Here is an 18,737-nt window from a genome sequence, read left to right as displayed (position 1 = left end):
GGGGATTCTCCTCGGTGGGTCTCAGGGGGGGTCTGGGGGATCAGGAGGCGACCGGCAGGACGAACGGTGACAGGAGCTCGGCGGTGGCCTGGCTCTCCTGGATGTCGCCGACGATCTCCTCCGCCCGGTTGGCCAGCGTGCTGAGCAGGGAGTCGGCGATGCCGTGCGTGTCCTCGTTGACGCCCTGCAGGTAACAGGCGGCGCTCGACCCGGCGGGCAGGGCCAGCTTGTAGAAACGGTCGACGCCGATCTCGCCGAGGCCGGCCCTGGTGGCCAGGTCGCGGATGAGCGAGGGCATCCGGCGGTCGAAGCCGGTGCCGAGCAGCAGGACGTCGCAGGGCAGCTCGTCGTGACGGCCGCTCTTCCTGTCCCTGAGGGTGAGGACGATCTCGCCGCCCTCGATCCTGGCCTGAGAGATCTCGGCCATCGTGATCATCCGGATCCTCTCCTGTCCGGTGAGGCGCTCCAGGTAGATCTGCCGGTAGAGGCTTTCGAGCAGGCCCGGGGAGAGACCCGCGTAGTTGGTCCGGTGCATCTCGCTGAGGAGCTGGCGGCGGGCCTCGGGGCGCGACTCGTAGAACTCGTCGACGAAGGAGGCGTAGAAGAGCTCGTTGGTGAACTTGCTGCTCTCGTAGCCGTTGAGGCCGATGGAGCGCATGATCATCGTGCACTCGGCGTTGGGCATGCTCTGGTGGGTGGCCCACAGCATCTCGGCCGCGCTCTGCGCGCCGCCGATGACCGCGACCCGGTGCGGGGCGTCGTGGTCCAGCCCGGCGATCCCCTTGCTGTACTCGGTGCTGTGGATGATCCGCTCGCGAGGAAGCGTCTCGAACACCTCGGGGATGTGCGCATCGCGGCCCGCGCCGACCACCAGGGTGCGGCAGCCGATGGTCGAGCCGTCGGCGAGCCGGACGATCCAGCGCTCGATCTGGCCGTCACCGGACAGGACCGGCTCGACCGCCGCGCAACGCCGGCCGTACTCGATGCGCACCTGGGCGAGCGACTCCGCGACCCAGATCAGGTAATTCGAAATCTCCATTCTGTACGGGGTGAAACTACCCAGGTTGACGAATTCACTAAGCCTTCCCACCGAGTGCAGGTGATTCACGAAGGAGAACCTGCTCTGCGGGTTCCTCAGGGTGACCAGGTCCTTGAGAAAGGAGACCTGGCTCTGTGTCCAGGGCAGCAGCATTCCCCGCTGCCAGGCCACGTTCTCGTGCTGCTCTATGATCAGCGTTCTGGTTGCCAGTTCCGGAGCGAGCTCTTCGAGAGCCACGGCGAGGGCGAGGTTGGACGGCCCTGCGCCGAGAGCGAGTAACTCGACTTCCTGGTGCTTCACGATGGTCGCCTCCCGGACGACTTCTCGGGCACGGTGCCCGTTACGAATGGGTTTCTCCTGGTCGGCTCACTGCCAGCCGGCTCCGCCGGCCAGGATGAGGGCCGCGGCCGCCGCGGGGCCACCGGCCTTCTTCCCGGTCGAGGCCGCGGCCGCCACGGCGGTCGTGAGGATGGCGGTGAGCGAGCGGACGCCGATTACGGGGGCGACTGGACAAACCGCGGCATTCATTGTTCTTCTTCCTTTCGGCCGGTAATCATCGGCGCCCTTTTCACTGTTTCCCGGGTGATCTTCCGGCTTACTTTCACCGGACATTTCCCGTTTTGTTCTGACACTTCGATTCTTGGCTGATATCCGGGTATTCCGGAAGGCCTTGGGGCTGTCAGCGCGCTGCAATGGCAGGACGCTGACAGGCCTGGCCGCCGGAGGCCTCGAAACGGGCGAGAGCGAGGGCGAGGTCGGTGCCGCAGCCCAGCAGCGACCAGCCCGCGAGCTCGGGCACACCGTCCAGACAGCGCCCGCAGAGCCGGGCCGCCGCGCTCTCGGCGGCGTCGAGGGTGCGTCTGCGAATGAAGAGTCCGAGGTCCACGCCGCCGGCGCGCTCCTCGCCGTAGACGTGCTCAAGCCCTTCCTCGGGCTCCGCCAGTACCAGGAGCAGACGCCGGATCTCGCGCGCGGACATCCGGCCGCCGGGTGGGGCCAGGCGGCCTTCGATCTCGGGGGCGCGTAGGCGCACGTTGATGAGATACATGAATCGACAGTGGTCGGCATGTGGCGAATAGAACAGGTATTTCCCCTGGCAGGTCCCTAACGTGGCAGGGTCATGCCAGCGTGCCGCGGGCCGGCCCGGGAGCGGCTCCCCTGCCCCCGCCACCCGCCGTTCCGGCCCCCCCGGGGGGCGAGCGCATAACCCCGTCGTCACTGCGCCTGGCTAGTTTCAGGCTGAGACCATCGTGGGCCCTGCCCGCAGATCGGGTCTTGGTCATGCTCGAACCGTGGAGGAGTCGTGCTCATGCTGCTTGGCATCGGGTCCGCCGAGGAAACCGTCTACCGAACCATCCTGGAGAATCCCTCCTACGGCGTGATGGAACTGAGCCTTGAGCTGGGCTGGCCGGTCCATCGAATCCGCAACACGCTGGACGAGCTGGCCAAGCTGTCGCTCCTGCGCCCCTCCTGGGAGGAGCCGGACGTGCTGCGCCTGGTCCGGCCGGAGGTGGGGCTGGCCGCGCTGCTGGCCCGCGAGGAGGCCGCGCTGCTGGCCAAGCAGCAGGAGATCGAGCGGAGCCGGATGGCCGTCGCCCAGATGATCGCGGCCTACGCCGACCAGAACCCGGCGCGCTCCGGCGGGGACTCCGAGTCACTCGTCGGCATCGACACGATCCGCACCAGGATCGAGGAGCAGGTCGCCGAGTGCCGGCAGGAGTTGCTCGGGTTCGAGCCGAAGAGCGCCCAGACGCCGGACAACATCGCGGCGAGCCGTCCCCTGGACGAGGCGCTGCTCGACCGGGGTGCGGCGATCCGCGTCGTCTACACCGACAGCATCCGCAACGACCAGCCGACCAGCGCGTACGCGGCCTGGCTCACCGACCGCGGCGGCCAGGTGCGCACCACTCCCGGTCTTCCGCTCCGCATGCTCGTCTTCGACCGCCGGGTGGCCCTGCTGCCGACGGATCCCGAGGACAGCAGCGTCGGCGCGGTCCTGCTCCGTGGCGCGGGCGTCGTCACCGCCCTGGTCGCGCTGTTCGAGCAGACCTGGGGTGCCGCCACCCCCCTCGGTGAGGAGCGCAGACGCGACGAGAAGGGCCTCAGCCATCAGGAGCGCGAGGTGCTCCGCCTGCTCTCCGCGGGACTCACCGACGAGGCGGTGGCCCGCAGGCTCGACGTCTCGGTACGCACCCTGCGTCGTGTCACCGCCGACCTGATGGAGCGGCTCGAAGCACGCAGCCGTTTCCAGGCCGGCTACCTCGCGGCCACCAGAGGGTGGCTGCCCTGCCCGTGACGGCGGCTCCGCCTCCCGCCGGACCGGAGGTCAGGGGTGGTAGGCGCGCGTACGGGGCCACCAGCCGGGCACGGCCGCGTGGTACCTCTCGTAATCGGCGCCGAACCTGCGGCGCAGACTCGGCTCCTCGTACCAGTGGACGAACGCGACGACGGCCGCGGCCGTGACGGCGCCGTACAGCAGCAGGACGGGCCGGCCCAGGAGCAGCGCCTGCCCGCCGATCGTCGCGAGGACGGCCACGTACATCGGATTCCTGACGTATCTGTACAGACCTCCGATGACCAGGCGCTCGGGCGGTGCGACCGGGGCGGGAGTGCCCAGCCCCTCCACTACGAACCGGACGAATGCCCTGACCAGCACCACGACCCCGGCGACGACGAATGACGCGCCGATGAGGCGTAGCGAGACCGTGCCCCAGGACGGCGCCGCCGGCATCGGGTCCGCCGTCTCCCACCGGGTGATCCACCAGGGCACGAACCCGGCCACGGTGCCCGGCGCCAGCGCGAAGAAGATCGTGCTTCCGAGGGCCGCGGGTGTCCTGCGCACAGCGTCACACTCCCGTGTCACGACCGGCCGACGACAGCGCCATCGACAGCACCGCCGACAGCGCGGCCACCGTTCGCCACAGAAAATTCACTATGCGTTGAGTTTAAGCTCTGCCAGCAGGACGTCAACAGGCACGACGCGGATCCCTGGCCAACGTCACCAACTCACGGTCCCGCACCGGATGGACACGGTGCGCACCCCGCTTCGAGCGAGGCCTCCTCCGAGCGGCCGACCAGCCGGAATGTGATCGGAAAGGCGGGGTTCACACGACGTACAACCAGGCACCCGAAATGCGTTAACCCCGTGCGCATAGGCTGTTCCGCGGCCGGAAGGGCCTCACACCACATGGGGGAAGACCGTGAGTCCGTTACCAGCCGATACCGACGTGCCAGCGCGGGCGCTCCTGCCGGGAGGGACCGCGCCGCAGGCCAGGACGCTGCTGGACATCCTCGACCAGACCACGCGGCGCCACCCCCACGCGGCCGCGCTGGACGACGGGCGGACCCGTCTCGACTACACCGGCCTACGGGCCGAGGCCGGGCGGATGGCCCTGGAGCTGCGGGCCGCCGGGGTCGGGCGCGGCGACCGGGTCGGGGTGCGGATCCCCTCGGGCACCGTCGGTCTGTACGTCGCGATCGTCGCCGTGCTCACCGTGGGCGCCGCCTACGTACCGGTCGACGCCGACGACCCCGACGAGCGGGCCGAGCTGGTCTTCGGCGAGGCGGAAGTCCGCTCCGTCATCGTCGACGGCGGGAAGATCATCTCCTACGGCGACCCCGGCGTCCCCCCTCTCGACGGCGGTCCGGCACACGACCCGACGCACAGCCCGGCCGTCCCGTCTCACGGCGACGGTGGGCGGCCCGGCCCCGAGGACGACGCGTGGATCATCTTCACCTCGGGGTCCACGGGAAAGCCCAAGGGCGTGGCGGTGACCCATCGCAACGCGGCAGCGTTCGTCGACGCCGAGGCGCGGCTGTTCCTGGCCGGGGAGCCCATCGGGCCCGGTGACCGGGTGCTGGCGGGGCTCTCGGTCGCGTTCGACGCCTCCTGCGAGGAGATGTGGCTGGCCTGGCGGCACGGCGGCTGCCTGGTGGCGGCACCGCGGGCGCTGGTGCGCGCCGGCATGGACCTGGGACCGTGGCTGGTCGACATGGGCATCACGGTCGTGTCGACAGTACCGACCCTGGCCGCGCTCTGGCCGGTCGAGACGCTCGACGACGTACGGCTGCTGATCTTCGGCGGTGAGGCGTGCCCGCCGGAACTCGCCGAGCGGCTGGCCGTGCCGGGGCGCGAGGTGTGGAACACCTACGGCCCGACCGAGGCGACGGTGGTGGCGTGCGCGGCGCCGCTGACCGGGGAGGGGCCGGTGCGGATCGGGCTGCCGCTGGCGGGCTGGGATCTGGCCGTCGTCGGCAAGGACGGTGAGCCGGTGGCCATGGGCGAGACCGGGGAACTGGTCATCGGCGGGGTCGGGCTCGCCAGATACCTGGACCCGGCCAAGGACGCCGAGAAGTACGCCCCGCTCGGATCGCTCGGCTGGGAGCGCGCCTACCGCAGCGGCGACCTGGTACGGGCCGAGCCGCAGGGACTGCTCTTCGTCGGGCGGGCGGACGAGCAGATCAAGCTCGGCGGCCGCAGAATCGAGCTGGGCGAGGTCGACGCGGCCCTGCGGGCGCTGCCCGGGGTCGCCGGGGCGGCCGCGGCGGTCCGCACGACCGGTGGCGGGCACCAGCTGCTCGTCGGCTACGTCGTGCCCGGCGAGGAGTTCGACCAGCAGGACGCCAGGGACCGCCTCCGCCACACCCTGCCCGCCGCGCTGCTCCCCCGGATCGCTCTGGTGGACGACCTGCCGACGCGCACCTCCGGGAAGATCGACAGGGATGCCCTGCCCTGGCCGCCGCCCAAGAAGTCCGGCCCGGCCCCTACCGGGATGCCGGACGTCGACCCGTGGGTGGCCGAGTGCTGGCTGGACATCCTCGGCGGCGTCGAGGGCGACTTCTTCGCCGAGGGCGGCACCAGCCTCGCGGCGGCCAGGCTGGTCTCGGCGCTGCGGACCCGCTACCCCGCGGTCACCGTCGGCGACGTCTACGACAACCCGACGCTGTCCCGGCTCGCCGGGCACCTGTCGGCACTCGACGCGCCGGAGATCGTGACCACCGACCGGATCGTCACGCCGGTGCCGCGCCGTGCCGCGATCGCACAGACGGTGCTCACCATCCCGCTGCTCACCGCCGGCGCGCTGCGCTGGGTGGTGGCGCTGGCCGCGCTGAACAACCTGGTGGGCCTACCCTGGGCCCCGGCCGTCTCGTGGTGGTGGGTGCTCGCGGGCGCGCTGCTGTTCGTCAACCCCGCCGGGCGGATCGCGCTGGCCGCGGGCGGCGCCCGGCTGCTGCTGCGCGGGCTGAAACCCGGCACCTACCCCCGAGGCGGCGGCACGCATCTGCGGCTCTGGTTCGCCGAGCGGCTCGCCGAGCGGCTCGGCGTGGGCGAGGTGTCCAGCGCCCCGTGGCTCACCCACTACGCGCGGGCGCTCGGCGCCCAGGTCGGCGATGACGCGGACCTGCACTCGATGCCGCCGATAACCGGGATGCTCAAGCTGGGCAAGTACGCGGCGGTCGAACCCGAGGTCGACCTGAGCGGCTACTGGATCGACGGCGACCGGGTACGTGTCGGCGAGATCAAGATCGGCGCCTCCGCCACGGTCGGCGCCCGCACCACCCTGTTCCCCGGTGCGAAGATCGGCAAGAACGCCCAGGTCGCGCCCGGCTCGGCGGTGGCAGGTTCGGTGCCATCCGGGGAGCGCTGGGCGGGCGTGCCCGCGAGCCGGATGGGCAAGGCCCGCCAGCCGTCGGCCGACCGTCCGCCGCGCTCGTGGCGCTGGGTCGCGGTCTACGGGCTGTCCGCGCCGGTCCTGGGCCTCTTCCCGGTGATCGCCATGCTGCCCGGCCTCGCCGTGTTGCTGCGCGGCGGCGCCCCCTCCCTGACCTCCGTCCTTTCCGGGGTGCCCACGGCCACCGTCGTCTCCACGGCCACCCTCGTCCTGCTGACCGTTGCCTCGGTGCGGCTGCTCTCGGCCGGCCTGCACGCCGGGCAGCACCCGGTGCACAGCCGCCAGGCCTGGCAGGCGTGGGCGACGGGCCTGCTGATGTCGATGGCGCGGGTCTGGCTGTTCCCGCTGTACGCGAGCATGGCCACCCCCGCCTGGCTGCGCGCCCTGGGGATGAAGGTCGGCCGGGACGTGGAGCTGTCGACGGTGCTGGCGCTGCCGTCGATGACCTCCGTCGGGGACGGCGCCTTCCTCGCCGACGACACGATGGTGGCGCCGTACGAGCTGGAGGGCGGCCGGCTGCGGGTCGACCATGTGCGAATCGGCAAACGCGCGTTCCTCGGCAACTCGGGGATGACCGCGCCGGGGCGCAAGGTGCCCAAGGACGGCCTGGTCGCGGTGCTGTCGGCGGCGCCGAAGAAGGCCAAGGCGGGCTCGTCCTACCTGGGCATGCCACCGGTGGAGCTGCGCAGGGCCACCGAGGAGATCGACCGGAGCCGCACCTACGATCCGCCGCCGAGACTGAAGGTCGCCCGCGCCGCGGTCGAGGTGTGCCGCGTCGTCCCGGTGATGTGCACCGTCGCCGTGGCCGTGCTCGTGGCGGCGGCCCTGGAGTGGCTGGCCAGGGCGTACGGCTTCGCGGCGGCGATCGTCCTGTCGGGCGTGGTGGTGCTGAGCGGCGGGGTGCTCGCCGCGGCGGTCGCCACCGTGGCCAAGTGGGCGCTGGTGGGCCGGATCGCAGTGGGCGACCGGCCACTGTGGAGCTCGTTCGTGTGGCGCAACGAACTGGCCGACACCTTCGTGGAGGTACTGGCCGCGCCCTGGTTCGCCCAGCGCTGGCTGGGGACGGCCCCGCTGAATGTGTGGCTGCGCTCCCTGGGCGCGCGCGTGGGCCGGGGCGTGTGGTGCGAGACGTACTGGCTGCCCGAGGTCGACCTGGTCAGCCTGGGCGACGGGGTGTCGGTGAACCGGGGATGCGTGTTGCAGACTCATCTGTTCCACGACCGCGTGATGAGCATCGATACTGTCGTCATGCGGGACGGATCGACACTCGGGCCCCACGGGGTGATCCTGCCCGCGGCGGCGATCGGGGAGAACACCACGGTTGGACCGGCCTCCCTGGTGATGCGCGGTGAGTCCGTGCCCGCCGGGACCCGCTGGTTCGGCAACCCGATCGCGGCATGGGCCCGGCGGGGATAACGCACGAAGAGAGTGGAACAGAGGAAGCCGGTGTGGTTCTGAGCACGCCCTTTACCCCCAAGTTGTACTTCCCCACGCACGGCGACGACAGCTACCGGGTGGAGCACTACGACCTGACCCTCGACTACCGGGTGGGCCCGAACCGCCTGGGTGGCGTCGCCCGGATCTCCGCCGTGGCGCTGCGGCAGCTCACCCGGCTCTCCCTCGATCTGGGTGCCCTGCGTGTGAACGGGGTGCTGGTCGACGGCGCGCGGGTGCGCTTCACCCATCGCGGAGGCAAGCTCCACCTGTCGCCGGTCGGGCTGCGACCCGGCCCCTTCACCGTCGAGGTCCACTACGCGGGCAGTCCCCAGCCGGTGACCAGCCACTGGGGCGGGCTCGGCTGGGAACAGCTCACCGACGGCGTCATCGTGGCCAGCCAGCCGATCGGGGCTCCGTCGTGGTTCCCGTGCAACGACCGGCCCGATGACAAGGCCACCTACCGGATCTCGGTCACCACCGCCTCCGCGTACCAGGTGATCGCCAACGGGGAGCTGGTCGCGCGGCGGCGGGCGGCCTCGACGACCACATGGGTGTACGAGCAGATCGAGCCGATGGCCTCCTACCTGGCGAGCGTGCAGATCGGCCGCTACCAGCGGGCCGAGCTGGGCCCGGGGATGGAGCTGGTCTTCCCCGCCGGGCACGCCTCGCGGGTGCGCCACGACTTCGAGCGTCAGGGCCGGATGATGGAGGTCTTCCGCGAGCGGTTCGGCCCTTACCCGTTCGGCTCCTACACCGTGGTGGTCGTGAACGACGAGCTGGAGATCCCGGTCGAGGCACAGGGCATGTCGATCTTCGGGGTGAACCACGTGGACGGCAGACGGGGCGAGGAGCGGCTGGTCGCCCACGAGCTGGCCCACCAGTGGTTCGGCAACAGCCTGACGGTGACCGACTGGCGCGACATCTGGCTGCACGAGGGGTTCGCCTCTTACGCGGAGTGGATCTGGTCGGAGAACTCCGGCGGCCTGTCATCCGATGACCACGCGCGCCACTGGCACCGTTTGCTCTCCGACCTCCCCCAGGACTTCGTCCTGGCCGACCCCGGTCCCCGTCGCCTGTTCGACGACCGCGTCTACCGGCGCGGCGCGCTCACCCTGCACGCGCTCCGGCGCACCATCGGCGACGATCCCTTCTTCGCGCTGCTGCGGGAGTGGACGGCCGGGCACCGCCACGGGAGCGTCACCACCGAGGCGTTCACCGCGCTGGCCACGCGCCGCACGGTGCGACCGCTGGACAGGCTGTTCGCGGGCTGGCTGCACGACCGCCGCCTGCCATCCCTTCCCTGACCCCCATACATCGGACCACTGCTATAACGGTCTACAACTTCGTGGAGGTACAACATGCGCGTCGCGCTGCACACCCGGGTCAAGCCTGGCAGGGAGTCCGAGTACGACCAGGCGCACCGGGAGGTGCCCGCCGAACTGGTCGAGGCCATCAAGCGGGGCGGCGCGCACGAGTGGACGATCTGGCGCAGCGGCCAGGACCTGTTCCACGTGATCGAGTGCGACGACTACGAGGCGCTGCTCTCGTCGCTGGCCGCCCTGCCGGTGAACATCACCTGGCAGGCCCGGATGGCCGAACTGCTCGAGGTCACGCACGACTACTCCAAGGACGGCGCGGGCAAGGGTCTGCCCGCGGTGTGGCGACTGCCCTGAGCCCCGCTCCCCTCCGAACGGTGTCCGGCGCGGCCGGGGACGCGATCGCTATCGTGGGTGGATGCCTCCCGCCCAGCGCACCCGTCTGCTCGCCGCGCTCGCCGCGGCCCTGACCATCGCCGCCGGGCTGACCGTCCGCGCGGTCACCGGCGGCTGGTTCGGCAAGTACGCGGGCGACGCCCTCTACACCGTGCTGGTGTACGCGCTGATCGTGCTGGTGTGGCCCCGGATCACGCCGGCGCGGGCCGCGCTCGGCGCGCTGGCGTTCAGCTGGGCGGTCGAGCTCGCCCAGCTGACACCCGTGCCGGCCGCGCTCTCCGAGGTGAGCGTGGTGGCCAGGCTGGTGCTCGGCAGCACGTTCGGCGCGGCCGACCTGGTGGCCTACGCGGCCGGGGCCGCCCTCGTCGCCTCGGCCCACACCCTGCTCAGGCGACGGCGTGAGCACCACCCCGAGCCGGTGACCACGCCGCCCTGACCATCACCGGGGGGCCGTATGATTTCGGGACCATGCCTGAAGGACACACCATTCATCGACTGGCCGAAGAGCATCGGCGGGCGTTCGGCGGCCGCGAGGTCCGCGCGGAAAGCCCCCAGGGGCGGTTCGCCGCCGGGGCGCTGCGGATCGACGGGCGGGTGCTCACCGAGGCCGACGCCCACGGCAAGCACCTGCTACTCGGCTTCGACGACGAGCGGTGGCTCCACATCCACCTGGGCATCTACGGCAAGTACGCCTTCGGCCCGGTTCCCGTGCCCGCGCCGACCGGGATGGTGCGGCTACGCCTGAGCAATACCGGCGAGTACGCGGACCTGCGTGGCCCCAACACCTGCGAACTGCTCGACCCGGCGGGAAAGGCCGCGCTGCACGCCAGACTCGGACCCGACCCGCTGCGCGCGGACGCCGATCCCGAATCGGCCTGGCGGCGGATCGGCCGCAGCCGCACCTCCGTGGGGGTCCTGCTGATGGACCAGTCGGTCGTCGCGGGCGTGGGGAACATCTACCGGGCCGAGGCACTGTTCCGGCAGGGCGTCGACCCGTCACGGCCCGGCCGCGACCTCACCCACGAGCAGTGGGAGGCGATCTGGGCGGATCTGGTGCTGCTGATGGCCGACGGTGTCCGGGTGGGCCGCATCGACACGGTCAGGCCCGAGCACACTCCGGAGGCGATGGGCCGTCCGCCCCGCGTCGACGACCACGGTGGCGAGGTCTACGTCTACCGGCGTTCCGGCATGCCCTGCTTCCTCTGCGGCACCGAGGTGCGCACGCAGGTGCTCGCCGGGCGCAACCTCTTCTGGTGCCCGGCCTGCCAGACCGGCTGACGGCGCCGCACCGGGCGGGAGCGGGTTCGGGCCGCGAACCTGGGCGAGATCAAACAATCTCCAAGCGGGCACCAAGAACCGGCGGCCCCCCTGTCGTTTCCCCCTCGGCGCTCCCGCCGGGCCGACCGTCCGCGGTCACCGGCGGCCGGTTCGGCAAGCACGTGGGCGACGCTCTCCGCACCGTGCCGGTGTGGCCTAGTCATTCTTAAGTAACCGACAAGTGTTCCGTGCCACGCTGCCGATCATGAATGCTAAAAGGATCATGGGTCCGCGGCGTTACTCGCCCTGGCGGCGAACCTGACCGTCTCGACCGGCTCTGGTCGGACGCACTCACATCAGGGTGCGGGCCGTCCAGAGTTCGGGGAAGACCTCCCGCCGCATGCTCCGCTCCAGCCAGCTCAGGCCGCTGGATCCGCCGGAGCCGGGCTTGGCGCCCATCGAGCGGCGCACCGCCATCAGGTGCCGGTAGCGCCAGTCGGAGAACTGCTCGGCCAGGTCGGTCAGCGTCTCGGCCAGCGGGGCGAGCGGCCCGGCGTAGACCTCGGCCCAGACCGCCTCGACCTCGGCGCTTGGCTCGTACTCCGCGGCGAGGTCGCGTTCGAGCACCGAGGTGGGGATCGCGTGGCCCGCGCGGGCGAGCATGGCGAGCACCGAGTCGTAGAGGCTCGGCCGGTGCAGCGCCTCCACCAGCTCCCGGTGCGCCTCGGGATTGCGGCGGTGCGGCCTGATGAGCGCCTCGGACTTGTTGCCGAGCAGGAAATCCACATGGCGGTAGAGCGCGGACTGGAAACCCGATCCCTCGCCGAGGGCGTCGCGGAAGGTGTTGAACTGCGCCGGGGTCAGCCAGCTCAGCGCGGCCCAGGCGGCGTTGAGCGCCTCGAAGTGCCGTACCGTGCGCCTGATCGTCCACGTCGCGGCGTTGACGTCGTCCTCGTCGAGCTGCCGCTGGGCCAGACGCCACTCCGAGCGGAGCAGTCCGAAGTAGAGCTCCATCACCTGTGTGGTGACCAGGAACGCCAGTTCCTCCGGGGCGTCGGTGACGGTGTGTTGAAGATCATGAAGGGCGGCGGTGCCCACGTATTCGTCGTAGGGCGTGCCGGCTTCGAAGCCCAGGGTCGGCAGCCCGTCGTTGGCCTCCGCGCGCGCCTTGCGGTCCTGCTCCGTGAGCTGCTTGATAGCGGTCATCGCTCCTCCTACGCCTGTACACCCCCATAGTGCTCCGTATCGGTCTGTACGAAAATAATGCAGGAAAGGTGATTATTGGGTTGTGCCTTCGGAACGGAAGGCATCAGGCAGATCAACTTACGGCATGACGGAGCGTGATCGTGGACGCGATGGACTGGGCACTGCTGGCCGAGTTGCAGCAGGACGCGCGGCTGTCCTACAGCGAGCTCTCCCGGCGGGTGCACCTGTCCGCCCCGGCGGTGGCGGAGCGGGTACGGCGGCTGGAGGAGACCGGGGTGATCACCGGTTACCACGCCCGGGTCGACCCGTCACGGGCCGGGCGCGGGGTGGCCGCCCTGATCAGGATGTCGTGTTACGGCCCCCGCTGCGTGCTCCGCGACGAGCAGGCACTGGCCTGGCCGGAGATCCTTGAGGTGCACCGGGTGACCGGTGACGCCTGCTGCCTGCTGCGGGTCGTCACCTCCTCGATGACGACATTCGAGGAGATGATCGACCGGCTCGCTCCGTACGGTCACCCGTCGAGCATGATGGTGCTGTCCAGCCCCGTCCCCTGGCGCCCCCTGTCGTCCGGCTGAGACCCACCGCCGCGTCAGGTGACCTTGCCGTGCTCGGCGATCGCCCCGGCGGTGGCCCGCCAGATCGGCGACGCGGGGTCGATGACATCGAAATGATCACCCGACATTTCGAGATATATCACCTGATCGCCTGACTCCTGAGCGGCTCGCGCGTAGCGACGGCTGAAGTCGACCAGGTCCAGGTCGTCCCCACCCCCCTGCACGATGAGCTGGGGCACTCCCAGCGGGAGTCGCTCCAGCGGCCCCGACCGCAGGTAGGTCTCGGGCACCTCGGCGGCGGATCCGCCGAGCGCCGCGGCGACCGCGCCGGAACTCATCTGCCTGCGGTCCCCCTCGGCCAGGTCGAGCACCCCCGCCAGGGAGACCGCCAGGGAGATCCGATGGTCGTCGGCGGCGGCGCGGAGGGCGAGTTGCCCGCCCGCGGAGTGGCCGATCACCACGAGCGGGCCGTGGGCGCCCTGTGCCGCGAGAGCGATGCCCCGGGCGACGTCCGAGGTGGTCGCGTCCCAGCCGTGCAGGTCGGGGCGGCGGTATTCGAGATTCCAGGCGGCGAACCCGCGCTCGGCGAGGTCGATGGCGAGCGCGTCCATCAGGTCCGCGCCCCAGATCGAGCGCCAGAAACCGCCGTGCAGCAGCACCGCGACGGGCGTCTGTCCGTCGGCCTCGGGCGAGGGCGCCTGCCCCGGGGTCCCGTACGGCGGCCGTATCTCCGCCCACTGGTCGGGGTGATCACCATAGGCGACCCGGTGCGCCGGTCGGCGCAGCCGGTGTACGGCGTGCCTGATCGCCCAGGTCAGCCCCCAGATTCCCCGCCCGCGCAGGTGGGTGCCCGACGCGCCGTCCGCCGCCCCGGGGAGCGGGGCCTCGGACTTCGTCAGGTCGAGCCAGACCGCCTCGGGATACTCGGCGAACAGGCCGCGGGCCCCCGGATCCGGACCCGGCATGACGACCAGGGCGCCGGGAGACTCCAGCGCCGCCCGGAAGCCCGGCAGGTCGGAGGTCATCGACACCGTCCCGCCGACCCCGAGGGCCGCGAACTCACGGTCGGCCACCTCGGTGAGCAGGCGGAGGTCCGCGACCAGGCCTGGGCCGGTGACCACGAGCACATGCAGATTCGAAGGAATCATTCGCCCATTCTGCCGCATTACTCCGTGATTACGGTCCGCGGATATACGCCCGTATCAGCAGCTCCTCGGCGTCGCCCAGGCAGATCTCCGCGGGGACCGCCGAGGCCGAGGCGAAGGCGGCGCAGGCCGACGCCGGAGCCACATGGCTTCCTGGGCCTGGGCAGGCGCGAAGCGGCGCATATAAGATCATTAAATGATGGTATGTCCGCTTATTGGAATGATCTCTGGTCCTGGAACTCCCGAGAGGTTAGCGTCTGCGCATGCGCCACGTTGAGATCTCGGGCAAGAGACTCCGGTTGAGGGAAGTCACCATCGCGGACGTGGACGCCCTGCACGCGGTATACGGCGACCCCACTGCCACCGAGCACCTGCCGTTCGACCCCCGCACCCGCGAGGAGGTCGAAGAGTCGATCATCGAGGCGATGAAGTCCTCGGAGACCGAGCCCCGGCGTCTCTACGTACTGGCGGTGACCGACCTCGACGGCTGCGAGGCCTTCGGCGTCGCCAGGCTGCACATCGAGGCCGACCACCCGCACAGCGCGGAGATCGGCCTCGGGCTCCGCCCCGACCACTGGGGCCGGGGCATCGGCACCGACCTGATCCGGCTGATCCTCGCGTTCGGCTTCCGCGACCTGCGCCTGCACCGCATCTGGGGTGCCCGCTCCCCGGCCAACACCGCCGCCCAGCTGGCGATGCTGGTCGCCGGAATGGTCGAGGAGGGCAGGATCAGGCACCACGTCCGAGCCCGCGGAGCCTGGCGCGACTCCATCGTGCACTCGGCCCTGGAGGACGAATGGGAAGGCCACCGCGATGTCTGACCTCGGAGGATCCCCCGGCCGCGCACCGAAGGAAGACACCGATGATCCCGCGCACCCCACCTTTCAGAATGTTGTGACGGAAATGCCGCCGTTTCCGGTCACGGGAAGAGTCAAATGGCCCTAGAGTCCGCGCATGTGAGTGAGAGTCCCATCCTCCCCGTACGAGGGCGCCCGGTACGGCCCTCCGGCAGGCACCGCAGGCCCGTGCCTTCCCAGCTCCCGCCCGAGGCGCCGGCACTGGTGCTGGCCACGCTCGGCGACGCCTCCGGCACCGCCGCGGAGCTCGCGGCCCTCATCCGGGTGGACAACCCGCAGATCCAGGTCAGACTGGCCGGGCTCGGCGAGGACGCCAAGGAGCTGACCTCCGAACTGGAGTCAGCGGCCAGGGAACGGCCCGAGGACGCCACAGCCGCCATCGTGGTACCGCTGCTGACCGGCCCGCACCCGGTCGCGGACCGGCTGATCTCCATGGCTGTCGCGGCCAGCGGCGTGCCGGTGACGGTCACCGACCCGCTGGGGCCGCACCCGCTGCTCGCCGAGGCACTGCACATCCGGCTGTCGGAGAAGAGCCTGGCCCGGGCCGACCGGATGCGGCTGCTCAACGTCTCCAATCCGGTCGACACCCCGGTCGACGCGGTCATCCTCGCCACCGTCGGCGGAGAGAACGCGGCGGCGGAGGCACAGCCGACGGCCGTGCTGCTGGCCTCTCGGCTGACGCTGCCCGTCCTGGTCGCCTCGCTGGACAGCGCACCCGCCGTAGCCGACGCCGCCGGGCGGCTCCGCGGCATCGGCGCCCAGCGGATCGCCCTGTCCCCGTGCGTCCTGGGTCCCGAGGCGGCCCCGGGGCTCGCGAGCGCGGCGGCCGAGGAGATCGGGGCCGAGTGCGCCGACCTCCTCGGCTCCCACGACCTGATCGCGGATCTGGCCGCCCGCGCCTACGGAAGCATCCTGTCGGCGGACTGAGTGACCCGAGGTGACGGATCCCCTCTGACGGGTAATGACCTGCGTAAGTTGTCAGAGGGGACAGATCATGCTGTACGGAAAAGAACACGTTGCGCGGTACCAGGCGACCGATGGTGCAGAAGGACACGAGTGGCAGGGCACCACCACCCTGATCCTCACCACCACCGGTCGCAGGAGCGGCGAACGGCACGACACCCCGCTCATCTACCAGCGCCACGGCGACGACTTCCTCGTGGTGGCCTCCAAGGGCGGTGCCGACAACCCTCCGCTGTGGTACCTCAATCTCCAGGCCGACCCCGAGGTCGGGGTCCAGGTGCTGGGCGACCGCTTCACGGCCAGGGCGCGCACCGCCGCCCCGGAGGAGAAGCCCGAACTCTGGCAGATCATGACGGCGGCCTGGCCCGCCTACGACGAGTACCAGACGAAGACCGGCCGGGAGATTCCGGTGGTCGTGCTGGAACGCGTCACCGCATGACCGGCGTTACGGCGACCGGCCGGGTTCCACCACGTTCGGTCGCGCCGGAGCGCATCGCCCTGTGAGGTGGGACCGGGGTGAGAACCGGGTCAGGGCTCCAGCCAGACGTAACCCGCGAACCTGCCGGTCGTGCCCTCCCTGCGGTGCGAGAACAGGTCGGCGGTCTCGATGGTGCAGCGGGTGTCGTGGATGATCTCTCCGACACCCGCCCTGCCGAGCTGCGAGGTGATCGCGGCCCGCAGGTCCAGTGCCGGAGTGTCCCTGGAGGTGATCGACCACGCCTCGGGGAGGTGCACCGCGACCTCCTCGCGTAGCTCGGCCGGAACCTCGTAGCAGGTGCCGCAGGCCATCGGGCCGATCAGGGCGGTCATCCTCGCCGGGTCCGCACCGCGCTTGGCCATCTCCTCGACCAGGGCCGTGACCACACCGGACACGGTGCCGACCCTTCCTGAGTGCGCGGCCCCTACCAGGCCCGCCCGTGGCTCGGCCAGCAGGACGGGCGCGCAGTCGGCGCAGAGCGCGGCCAGGCCGAGACCCGGCACGTCGGTGCAGATCCCGTCCAGCGGCGGCGGGTCGTCACCGAACGGCTCGCTGACGTAACGGACGTCGGCGCTGTGAACCTGCCGCATGAACACGACCCGTTCCAGGCCGAACTCGGCGGCCGTCCTAGCCCTGTTCGCCGCGACCGCGCCCGGTTCGTCACCGCACAGCCCTCCGAGGTTGCGGCTGCTGTACGGCTCGGCGCTGACGCCACCATGACGATCGGTGATCCTCATCTGAAAGTTCACGGCCCGACCTTACTCGCCCAGGAACCTCGTTCCCCGGACGTTCGTTTCACAGGAACACAGATCCCCCGAGAGATTGCGAGCGTCATGGCGGAGGTTGTGTACGACCGCAAGGAGCAGTACCAGCAGATCGCGAGCGGTCTCATGCCCGGCGAGCAGATCATCGCGGTCTACGACGCCATCGGCACGGGCACCGGCTTCCTGGGGCTCACCGACAAGCGTGTGATCGTGCAGGACAAGTCGTTCGTCGGCAAGAGGATCGCCATCACCAGCATTCCCTACTCCAGGGTCTCAGCGGTGAGCGTGGTGAGCAACAAGTCGCTCGCCGGCTCCTTCTTCTCCTCCGGTGCCATCGCCATCCACGTGGGCACCCACACCTACGAGGTGGAGTTCCGGGGCGACAACAAGGCGCACCACGTGCACAACGTGATCCTGCACTTCATCGCCGCCTGAGGAATCCCTCATCTCCCGGCGGAAGCCGTCGTCCGGCCGTCCGCGACCTGCCGGTAGAGCTCCATGGTCCGCTCGGCGATGCGCTCCCAGGAGAAGTGCTCCACCGCGCGGAGGCGCCCTGCCTCGCCCATCCGGGCCGCGAGGGCCGGGTCGGCCAGCAGCCGGTTGACCCGCTCGGCGAGGTCGGCGGCGAAGACGCCGGGGTCGTGCGGGGTGCCGTCGGCCGCCTGGTCGATCGGGACCAGCAGGCCGGTGGAGCCGTCGGCCACCACCTCGGGGATGCCACCGGTGGCGGTGGCCACGACCGCGGTCTCGCAGGCCATGGCCTCCAGGTTGACGATGCCCATCGGCTCGTAGACCGAGGGGCAGACGAACACCGTCGCGTGGGTGAGAATCTGAATCACCTCGGGGCGGGGCAGCATCTCCGAGATCCAGACGACGCCCTCACGATCGAGCCCGCGCACCAGTTCGGTCACCTCGGCGGCGATCTCCGGGGTGTCGGGCGCGCCCGCGCACAGCACCAGCTGAGCGTCGGAGTTGAAGTCACGGGCCGCGTGGAGCAGGTGGACGAGGCCCTTCTGCCGGGTGATGCGCCCGACGAAGACGATGTACGGCCGGCTCGGGTCGATGCCGTGCCGGACCAGGGCGTCGGTGCCGCGGTCGGGGGCGTACTCCCCGGTGTCGATCCCGTTGTGGATCACCGTGACCCTCTCCGGCGGGATCTCGGGGTAACTCGCCAGCACATCGCGGCGCATCCCCTCCGAGACCGCGATGATCGCGTCGGCGCCTGCCAGCGCGCCGCGCTCGGCCCACGACGACAGCGTGTAACCGCCGCCCAGTTGCTCGGCCTTCCACGGCCGCAGCGGCTCCAGGCTGTGCGTGGTCACCACGTGGGGCGTTCCGTACAGCATCTTGGCCACGTGGCCGGCGAAATTGGCGTACCAGGTGTGGCTGTGGACCAGGTCCGCGCCCTCGCATCCGGCGGCCATCTCCAGGTCGACACCGAGCACCTGGAGCGCGGCGTTGGCCGCCTCCAGGCCGCCGGGCACCCGGTAGGCCGCGACGCCCTCCTCCTGCCGTGACGCTCCGAAGCAACGGACCCGGGTGTCGGCGAGCCTGCGCAGCTCCCGGGCGAGGTACTCAACGTGGACTCCCGCACCTCCGTACACGTCGGGGGGATATTCACGGGTCAGCAGATCCACTCGCATACGATTAGCC

At 70.7% G+C, this 18,737-nt stretch carries 19 protein-coding genes; 11 read left to right on the top strand and 8 right to left on the bottom strand.

Annotated elements, in window-relative coordinates; all coding sequences use genetic code 11:
• Nucleotides 1–40 precede the first annotated feature (40 nt).
• The 3 genes from ABZU75_RS15155 to ABZU75_RS15145 form a co-directional block, all read right to left on the bottom strand.
• Nucleotides 41–1,339: a SidA/IucD/PvdA family monooxygenase gene (locus ABZU75_RS15155; protein ID WP_355554195.1), complete on the bottom strand. Its 1,299-nt coding sequence runs from the start codon at nt 1,337–1,339 to the stop codon at nt 41–43.
• 66 nt (nt 1,340–1,405) lie between these two features.
• Complete coding sequence (locus tag ABZU75_RS15150) at nt 1,406–1,567, bottom strand: hypothetical protein (RefSeq protein WP_355554192.1); 162 nt, start codon at nt 1,565–1,567, stop codon at nt 1,406–1,408.
• A 151-nt stretch (nt 1,568–1,718) separates the two neighbouring features.
• The gene (locus tag ABZU75_RS15145) at nt 1,719–2,087 is read right to left on the bottom strand and encodes a hypothetical protein (RefSeq protein ID WP_355554189.1); all 369 of its coding nucleotides are present in this window, start codon (nt 2,085–2,087) and stop codon (nt 1,719–1,721) included.
• A gap of 261 nt (nt 2,088–2,348) precedes the next feature.
• On the opposite strand from ABZU75_RS15145, the gene ABZU75_RS15140 reads away from it, so the two are divergent.
• Complete coding sequence (locus ABZU75_RS15140) at nt 2,349–3,335, top strand: helix-turn-helix transcriptional regulator (RefSeq protein WP_355554186.1); 987 nt, start codon at nt 2,349–2,351, stop codon at nt 3,333–3,335.
• Nucleotides 3,336–3,365: 30 nt separating this feature from the next.
• Here ABZU75_RS15140 and ABZU75_RS15135 read toward each other — a convergent pair whose 3' ends face one another.
• Entirely contained in the window at nt 3,366–3,881 is a 516-nt protein-coding gene (locus ABZU75_RS15135; RefSeq protein ID WP_355554183.1) for a methyltransferase, read from the bottom strand.
• Between the two features lie 385 nt (nt 3,882–4,266).
• Between ABZU75_RS15135 and ABZU75_RS15130 the strand changes: the two genes are divergently transcribed.
• The 5 genes from ABZU75_RS15130 (at nt 4,267) to ABZU75_RS15110 (ending at nt 11,138) form a co-directional block, all read left to right on the top strand.
• Nucleotides 4,267–8,127 (top strand): Pls/PosA family non-ribosomal peptide synthetase, encoded by a 3,861-nt coding sequence (locus ABZU75_RS15130; RefSeq protein ID WP_355554180.1) that lies wholly within the window; start codon nt 4,267–4,269, stop codon nt 8,125–8,127.
• 32 nt (nt 8,128–8,159) lie between these two features.
• Complete coding sequence (locus ABZU75_RS15125; protein ID WP_355554177.1) at nt 8,160–9,452, top strand: M1 family metallopeptidase; 1,293 nt, start codon at nt 8,160–8,162, stop codon at nt 9,450–9,452.
• Nucleotides 9,453–9,506: 54 nt separating this feature from the next.
• On the top strand, nt 9,507–9,821 hold the full coding sequence (locus ABZU75_RS15120) for an L-rhamnose mutarotase (protein WP_355554174.1): 315 nt from the start codon (nt 9,507–9,509) through the stop codon (nt 9,819–9,821).
• A gap of 61 nt (nt 9,822–9,882) precedes the next feature.
• A complete protein-coding gene (locus tag ABZU75_RS15115) occupies nt 9,883–10,296 on the top strand; it encodes a DUF2809 domain-containing protein (RefSeq protein WP_355554171.1) in 414 nt (137 codons plus the stop codon).
• A gap of 32 nt (nt 10,297–10,328) precedes the next feature.
• Nucleotides 10,329–11,138, top strand: a complete 810-nt coding sequence (locus tag ABZU75_RS15110) for a DNA-formamidopyrimidine glycosylase family protein (protein WP_355554168.1) — start codon at nt 10,329–10,331, stop codon at nt 11,136–11,138.
• Nucleotides 11,139–11,468: 330 nt separating this feature from the next.
• Here the strand turns inward: ABZU75_RS15110 and ABZU75_RS15105 are convergent, their stop codons facing one another.
• Nucleotides 11,469–12,323 carry a tryptophan 2,3-dioxygenase family protein gene (locus ABZU75_RS15105; protein ID WP_355554165.1) on the bottom strand — a complete coding sequence of 285 codons (855 nt, stop codon included), beginning with the start codon at nt 12,321–12,323 and terminating at the stop codon, nt 11,469–11,471.
• Between the two features lie 149 nt (nt 12,324–12,472).
• Between ABZU75_RS15105 and ABZU75_RS15100 the strand changes: the two genes are divergently transcribed.
• On the top strand, nt 12,473–12,898 hold the full coding sequence (locus tag ABZU75_RS15100) for an Lrp/AsnC family transcriptional regulator (protein ID WP_355554259.1): 426 nt from the start codon (nt 12,473–12,475) through the stop codon (nt 12,896–12,898).
• Nucleotides 12,899–12,912: 14 nt separating this feature from the next.
• Here ABZU75_RS15100 and ABZU75_RS15095 read toward each other — a convergent pair whose 3' ends face one another.
• Nucleotides 12,913–14,025, bottom strand: a complete 1,113-nt coding sequence (locus tag ABZU75_RS15095) for an alpha/beta hydrolase (RefSeq protein ID WP_355554162.1) — start codon at nt 14,023–14,025, stop codon at nt 12,913–12,915.
• A gap of 260 nt (nt 14,026–14,285) precedes the next feature.
• On the opposite strand from ABZU75_RS15095, the gene ABZU75_RS15090 reads away from it, so the two are divergent.
• The 3 genes from ABZU75_RS15090 to ABZU75_RS15080 all read left to right on the top strand — a co-directional run bounded on the left by ABZU75_RS15090 (nt 14,286) and on the right by ABZU75_RS15080 (nt 16,281).
• Nucleotides 14,286–14,843 (top strand): GNAT family protein, encoded by a 558-nt coding sequence (locus ABZU75_RS15090; RefSeq protein ID WP_350919951.1) that lies wholly within the window; start codon nt 14,286–14,288, stop codon nt 14,841–14,843.
• Between the two features lie 135 nt (nt 14,844–14,978).
• Complete coding sequence (locus ABZU75_RS15085) at nt 14,979–15,806, top strand: CbiX/SirB N-terminal domain-containing protein (protein WP_350919954.1); 828 nt, start codon at nt 14,979–14,981, stop codon at nt 15,804–15,806.
• A 67-nt stretch (nt 15,807–15,873) separates the two neighbouring features.
• Entirely contained in the window at nt 15,874–16,281 is a 408-nt protein-coding gene (locus tag ABZU75_RS15080) for a nitroreductase family deazaflavin-dependent oxidoreductase (RefSeq protein ID WP_355554157.1), read from the top strand.
• Between the two features lie 89 nt (nt 16,282–16,370).
• Here the strand turns inward: ABZU75_RS15080 and pgeF are convergent, their stop codons facing one another.
• Nucleotides 16,371–17,057: a peptidoglycan editing factor PgeF gene (gene pgeF, locus ABZU75_RS15075; protein ID WP_350920069.1), complete on the bottom strand. Its 687-nt coding sequence runs from the start codon at nt 17,055–17,057 to the stop codon at nt 16,371–16,373.
• A 96-nt stretch (nt 17,058–17,153) separates the two neighbouring features.
• On the opposite strand from pgeF, the gene ABZU75_RS15070 reads away from it, so the two are divergent.
• Nucleotides 17,154–17,519: a PH domain-containing protein gene (locus ABZU75_RS15070; RefSeq protein WP_350919960.1), complete on the top strand. Its 366-nt coding sequence runs from the start codon at nt 17,154–17,156 to the stop codon at nt 17,517–17,519.
• 8 nt (nt 17,520–17,527) lie between these two features.
• On the opposite strand, the gene glgA is transcribed toward ABZU75_RS15070, so the two are convergent.
• Nucleotides 17,528–18,727: a glycogen synthase gene (gene glgA, locus ABZU75_RS15065; protein WP_355554153.1), complete on the bottom strand. Its 1,200-nt coding sequence runs from the start codon at nt 18,725–18,727 to the stop codon at nt 17,528–17,530.
• Between the last annotated feature and the right edge of the window lie 10 nt (nt 18,728–18,737).

Origin of the sequence: Streptosporangium sp. NPDC005286 (genome assembly GCF_040607515.1) — a bacterium.
Lineage (GTDB): Bacteria > Actinomycetota > Actinomycetes > Streptosporangiales > Streptosporangiaceae > Streptosporangium.
Note: the sequence above shows the minus strand (reverse complement) of the source record. Positions and strands in the feature narration are given on the sequence as shown.

What these genes read in the sequence shown, in the direction of transcription:
- ABZU75_RS15100 (WP_355554259.1), top strand. Translation starts at nt 12,473, where the DNA reads ATGGACTGGGCACTGCTGGCCGAGTTGCAGCAGGACGCGCGGCTGTCC.
- ABZU75_RS15150 (WP_355554192.1), bottom strand. Translation starts at nt 1,567, where the DNA reads ATGAATGCCGCGGTTTGTCCAGTCGCCCCCGTAATCGGCGTCCGCTCG.
- ABZU75_RS15115 (WP_355554171.1), top strand. Translation starts at nt 9,883, where the DNA reads ATGCCTCCCGCCCAGCGCACCCGTCTGCTCGCCGCGCTCGCCGCGGCC.
- ABZU75_RS15070 (WP_350919960.1), top strand. Translation starts at nt 17,154, where the DNA reads ATGGCGGAGGTTGTGTACGACCGCAAGGAGCAGTACCAGCAGATCGCG.
- ABZU75_RS15105 (WP_355554165.1), bottom strand. Translation starts at nt 12,323, where the DNA reads ATGACCGCTATCAAGCAGCTCACGGAGCAGGACCGCAAGGCGCGCGCG.
- ABZU75_RS15120 (WP_355554174.1), top strand. Translation starts at nt 9,507, where the DNA reads ATGCGCGTCGCGCTGCACACCCGGGTCAAGCCTGGCAGGGAGTCCGAG.
- ABZU75_RS15095 (WP_355554162.1), bottom strand. Translation starts at nt 14,025, where the DNA reads ATGATTCCTTCGAATCTGCATGTGCTCGTGGTCACCGGCCCAGGCCTG.
- ABZU75_RS15140 (WP_355554186.1), top strand. Translation starts at nt 2,349, where the DNA reads ATGCTGCTTGGCATCGGGTCCGCCGAGGAAACCGTCTACCGAACCATC.
- ABZU75_RS15110 (WP_355554168.1), top strand. Translation starts at nt 10,329, where the DNA reads ATGCCTGAAGGACACACCATTCATCGACTGGCCGAAGAGCATCGGCGG.
- pgeF (WP_350920069.1), bottom strand. Translation starts at nt 17,057, where the DNA reads ATGAGGATCACCGATCGTCATGGTGGCGTCAGCGCCGAGCCGTACAGC.
- ABZU75_RS15090 (WP_350919951.1), top strand. Translation starts at nt 14,286, where the DNA reads ATGCGCCACGTTGAGATCTCGGGCAAGAGACTCCGGTTGAGGGAAGTC.
- ABZU75_RS15080 (WP_355554157.1), top strand. Translation starts at nt 15,874, where the DNA reads ATGCTGTACGGAAAAGAACACGTTGCGCGGTACCAGGCGACCGATGGT.
- glgA (WP_355554153.1), bottom strand. Translation starts at nt 18,727, where the DNA reads ATGCGAGTGGATCTGCTGACCCGTGAATATCCCCCCGACGTGTACGGA.
- ABZU75_RS15145 (WP_355554189.1), bottom strand. Translation starts at nt 2,087, where the DNA reads ATGTATCTCATCAACGTGCGCCTACGCGCCCCCGAGATCGAAGGCCGC.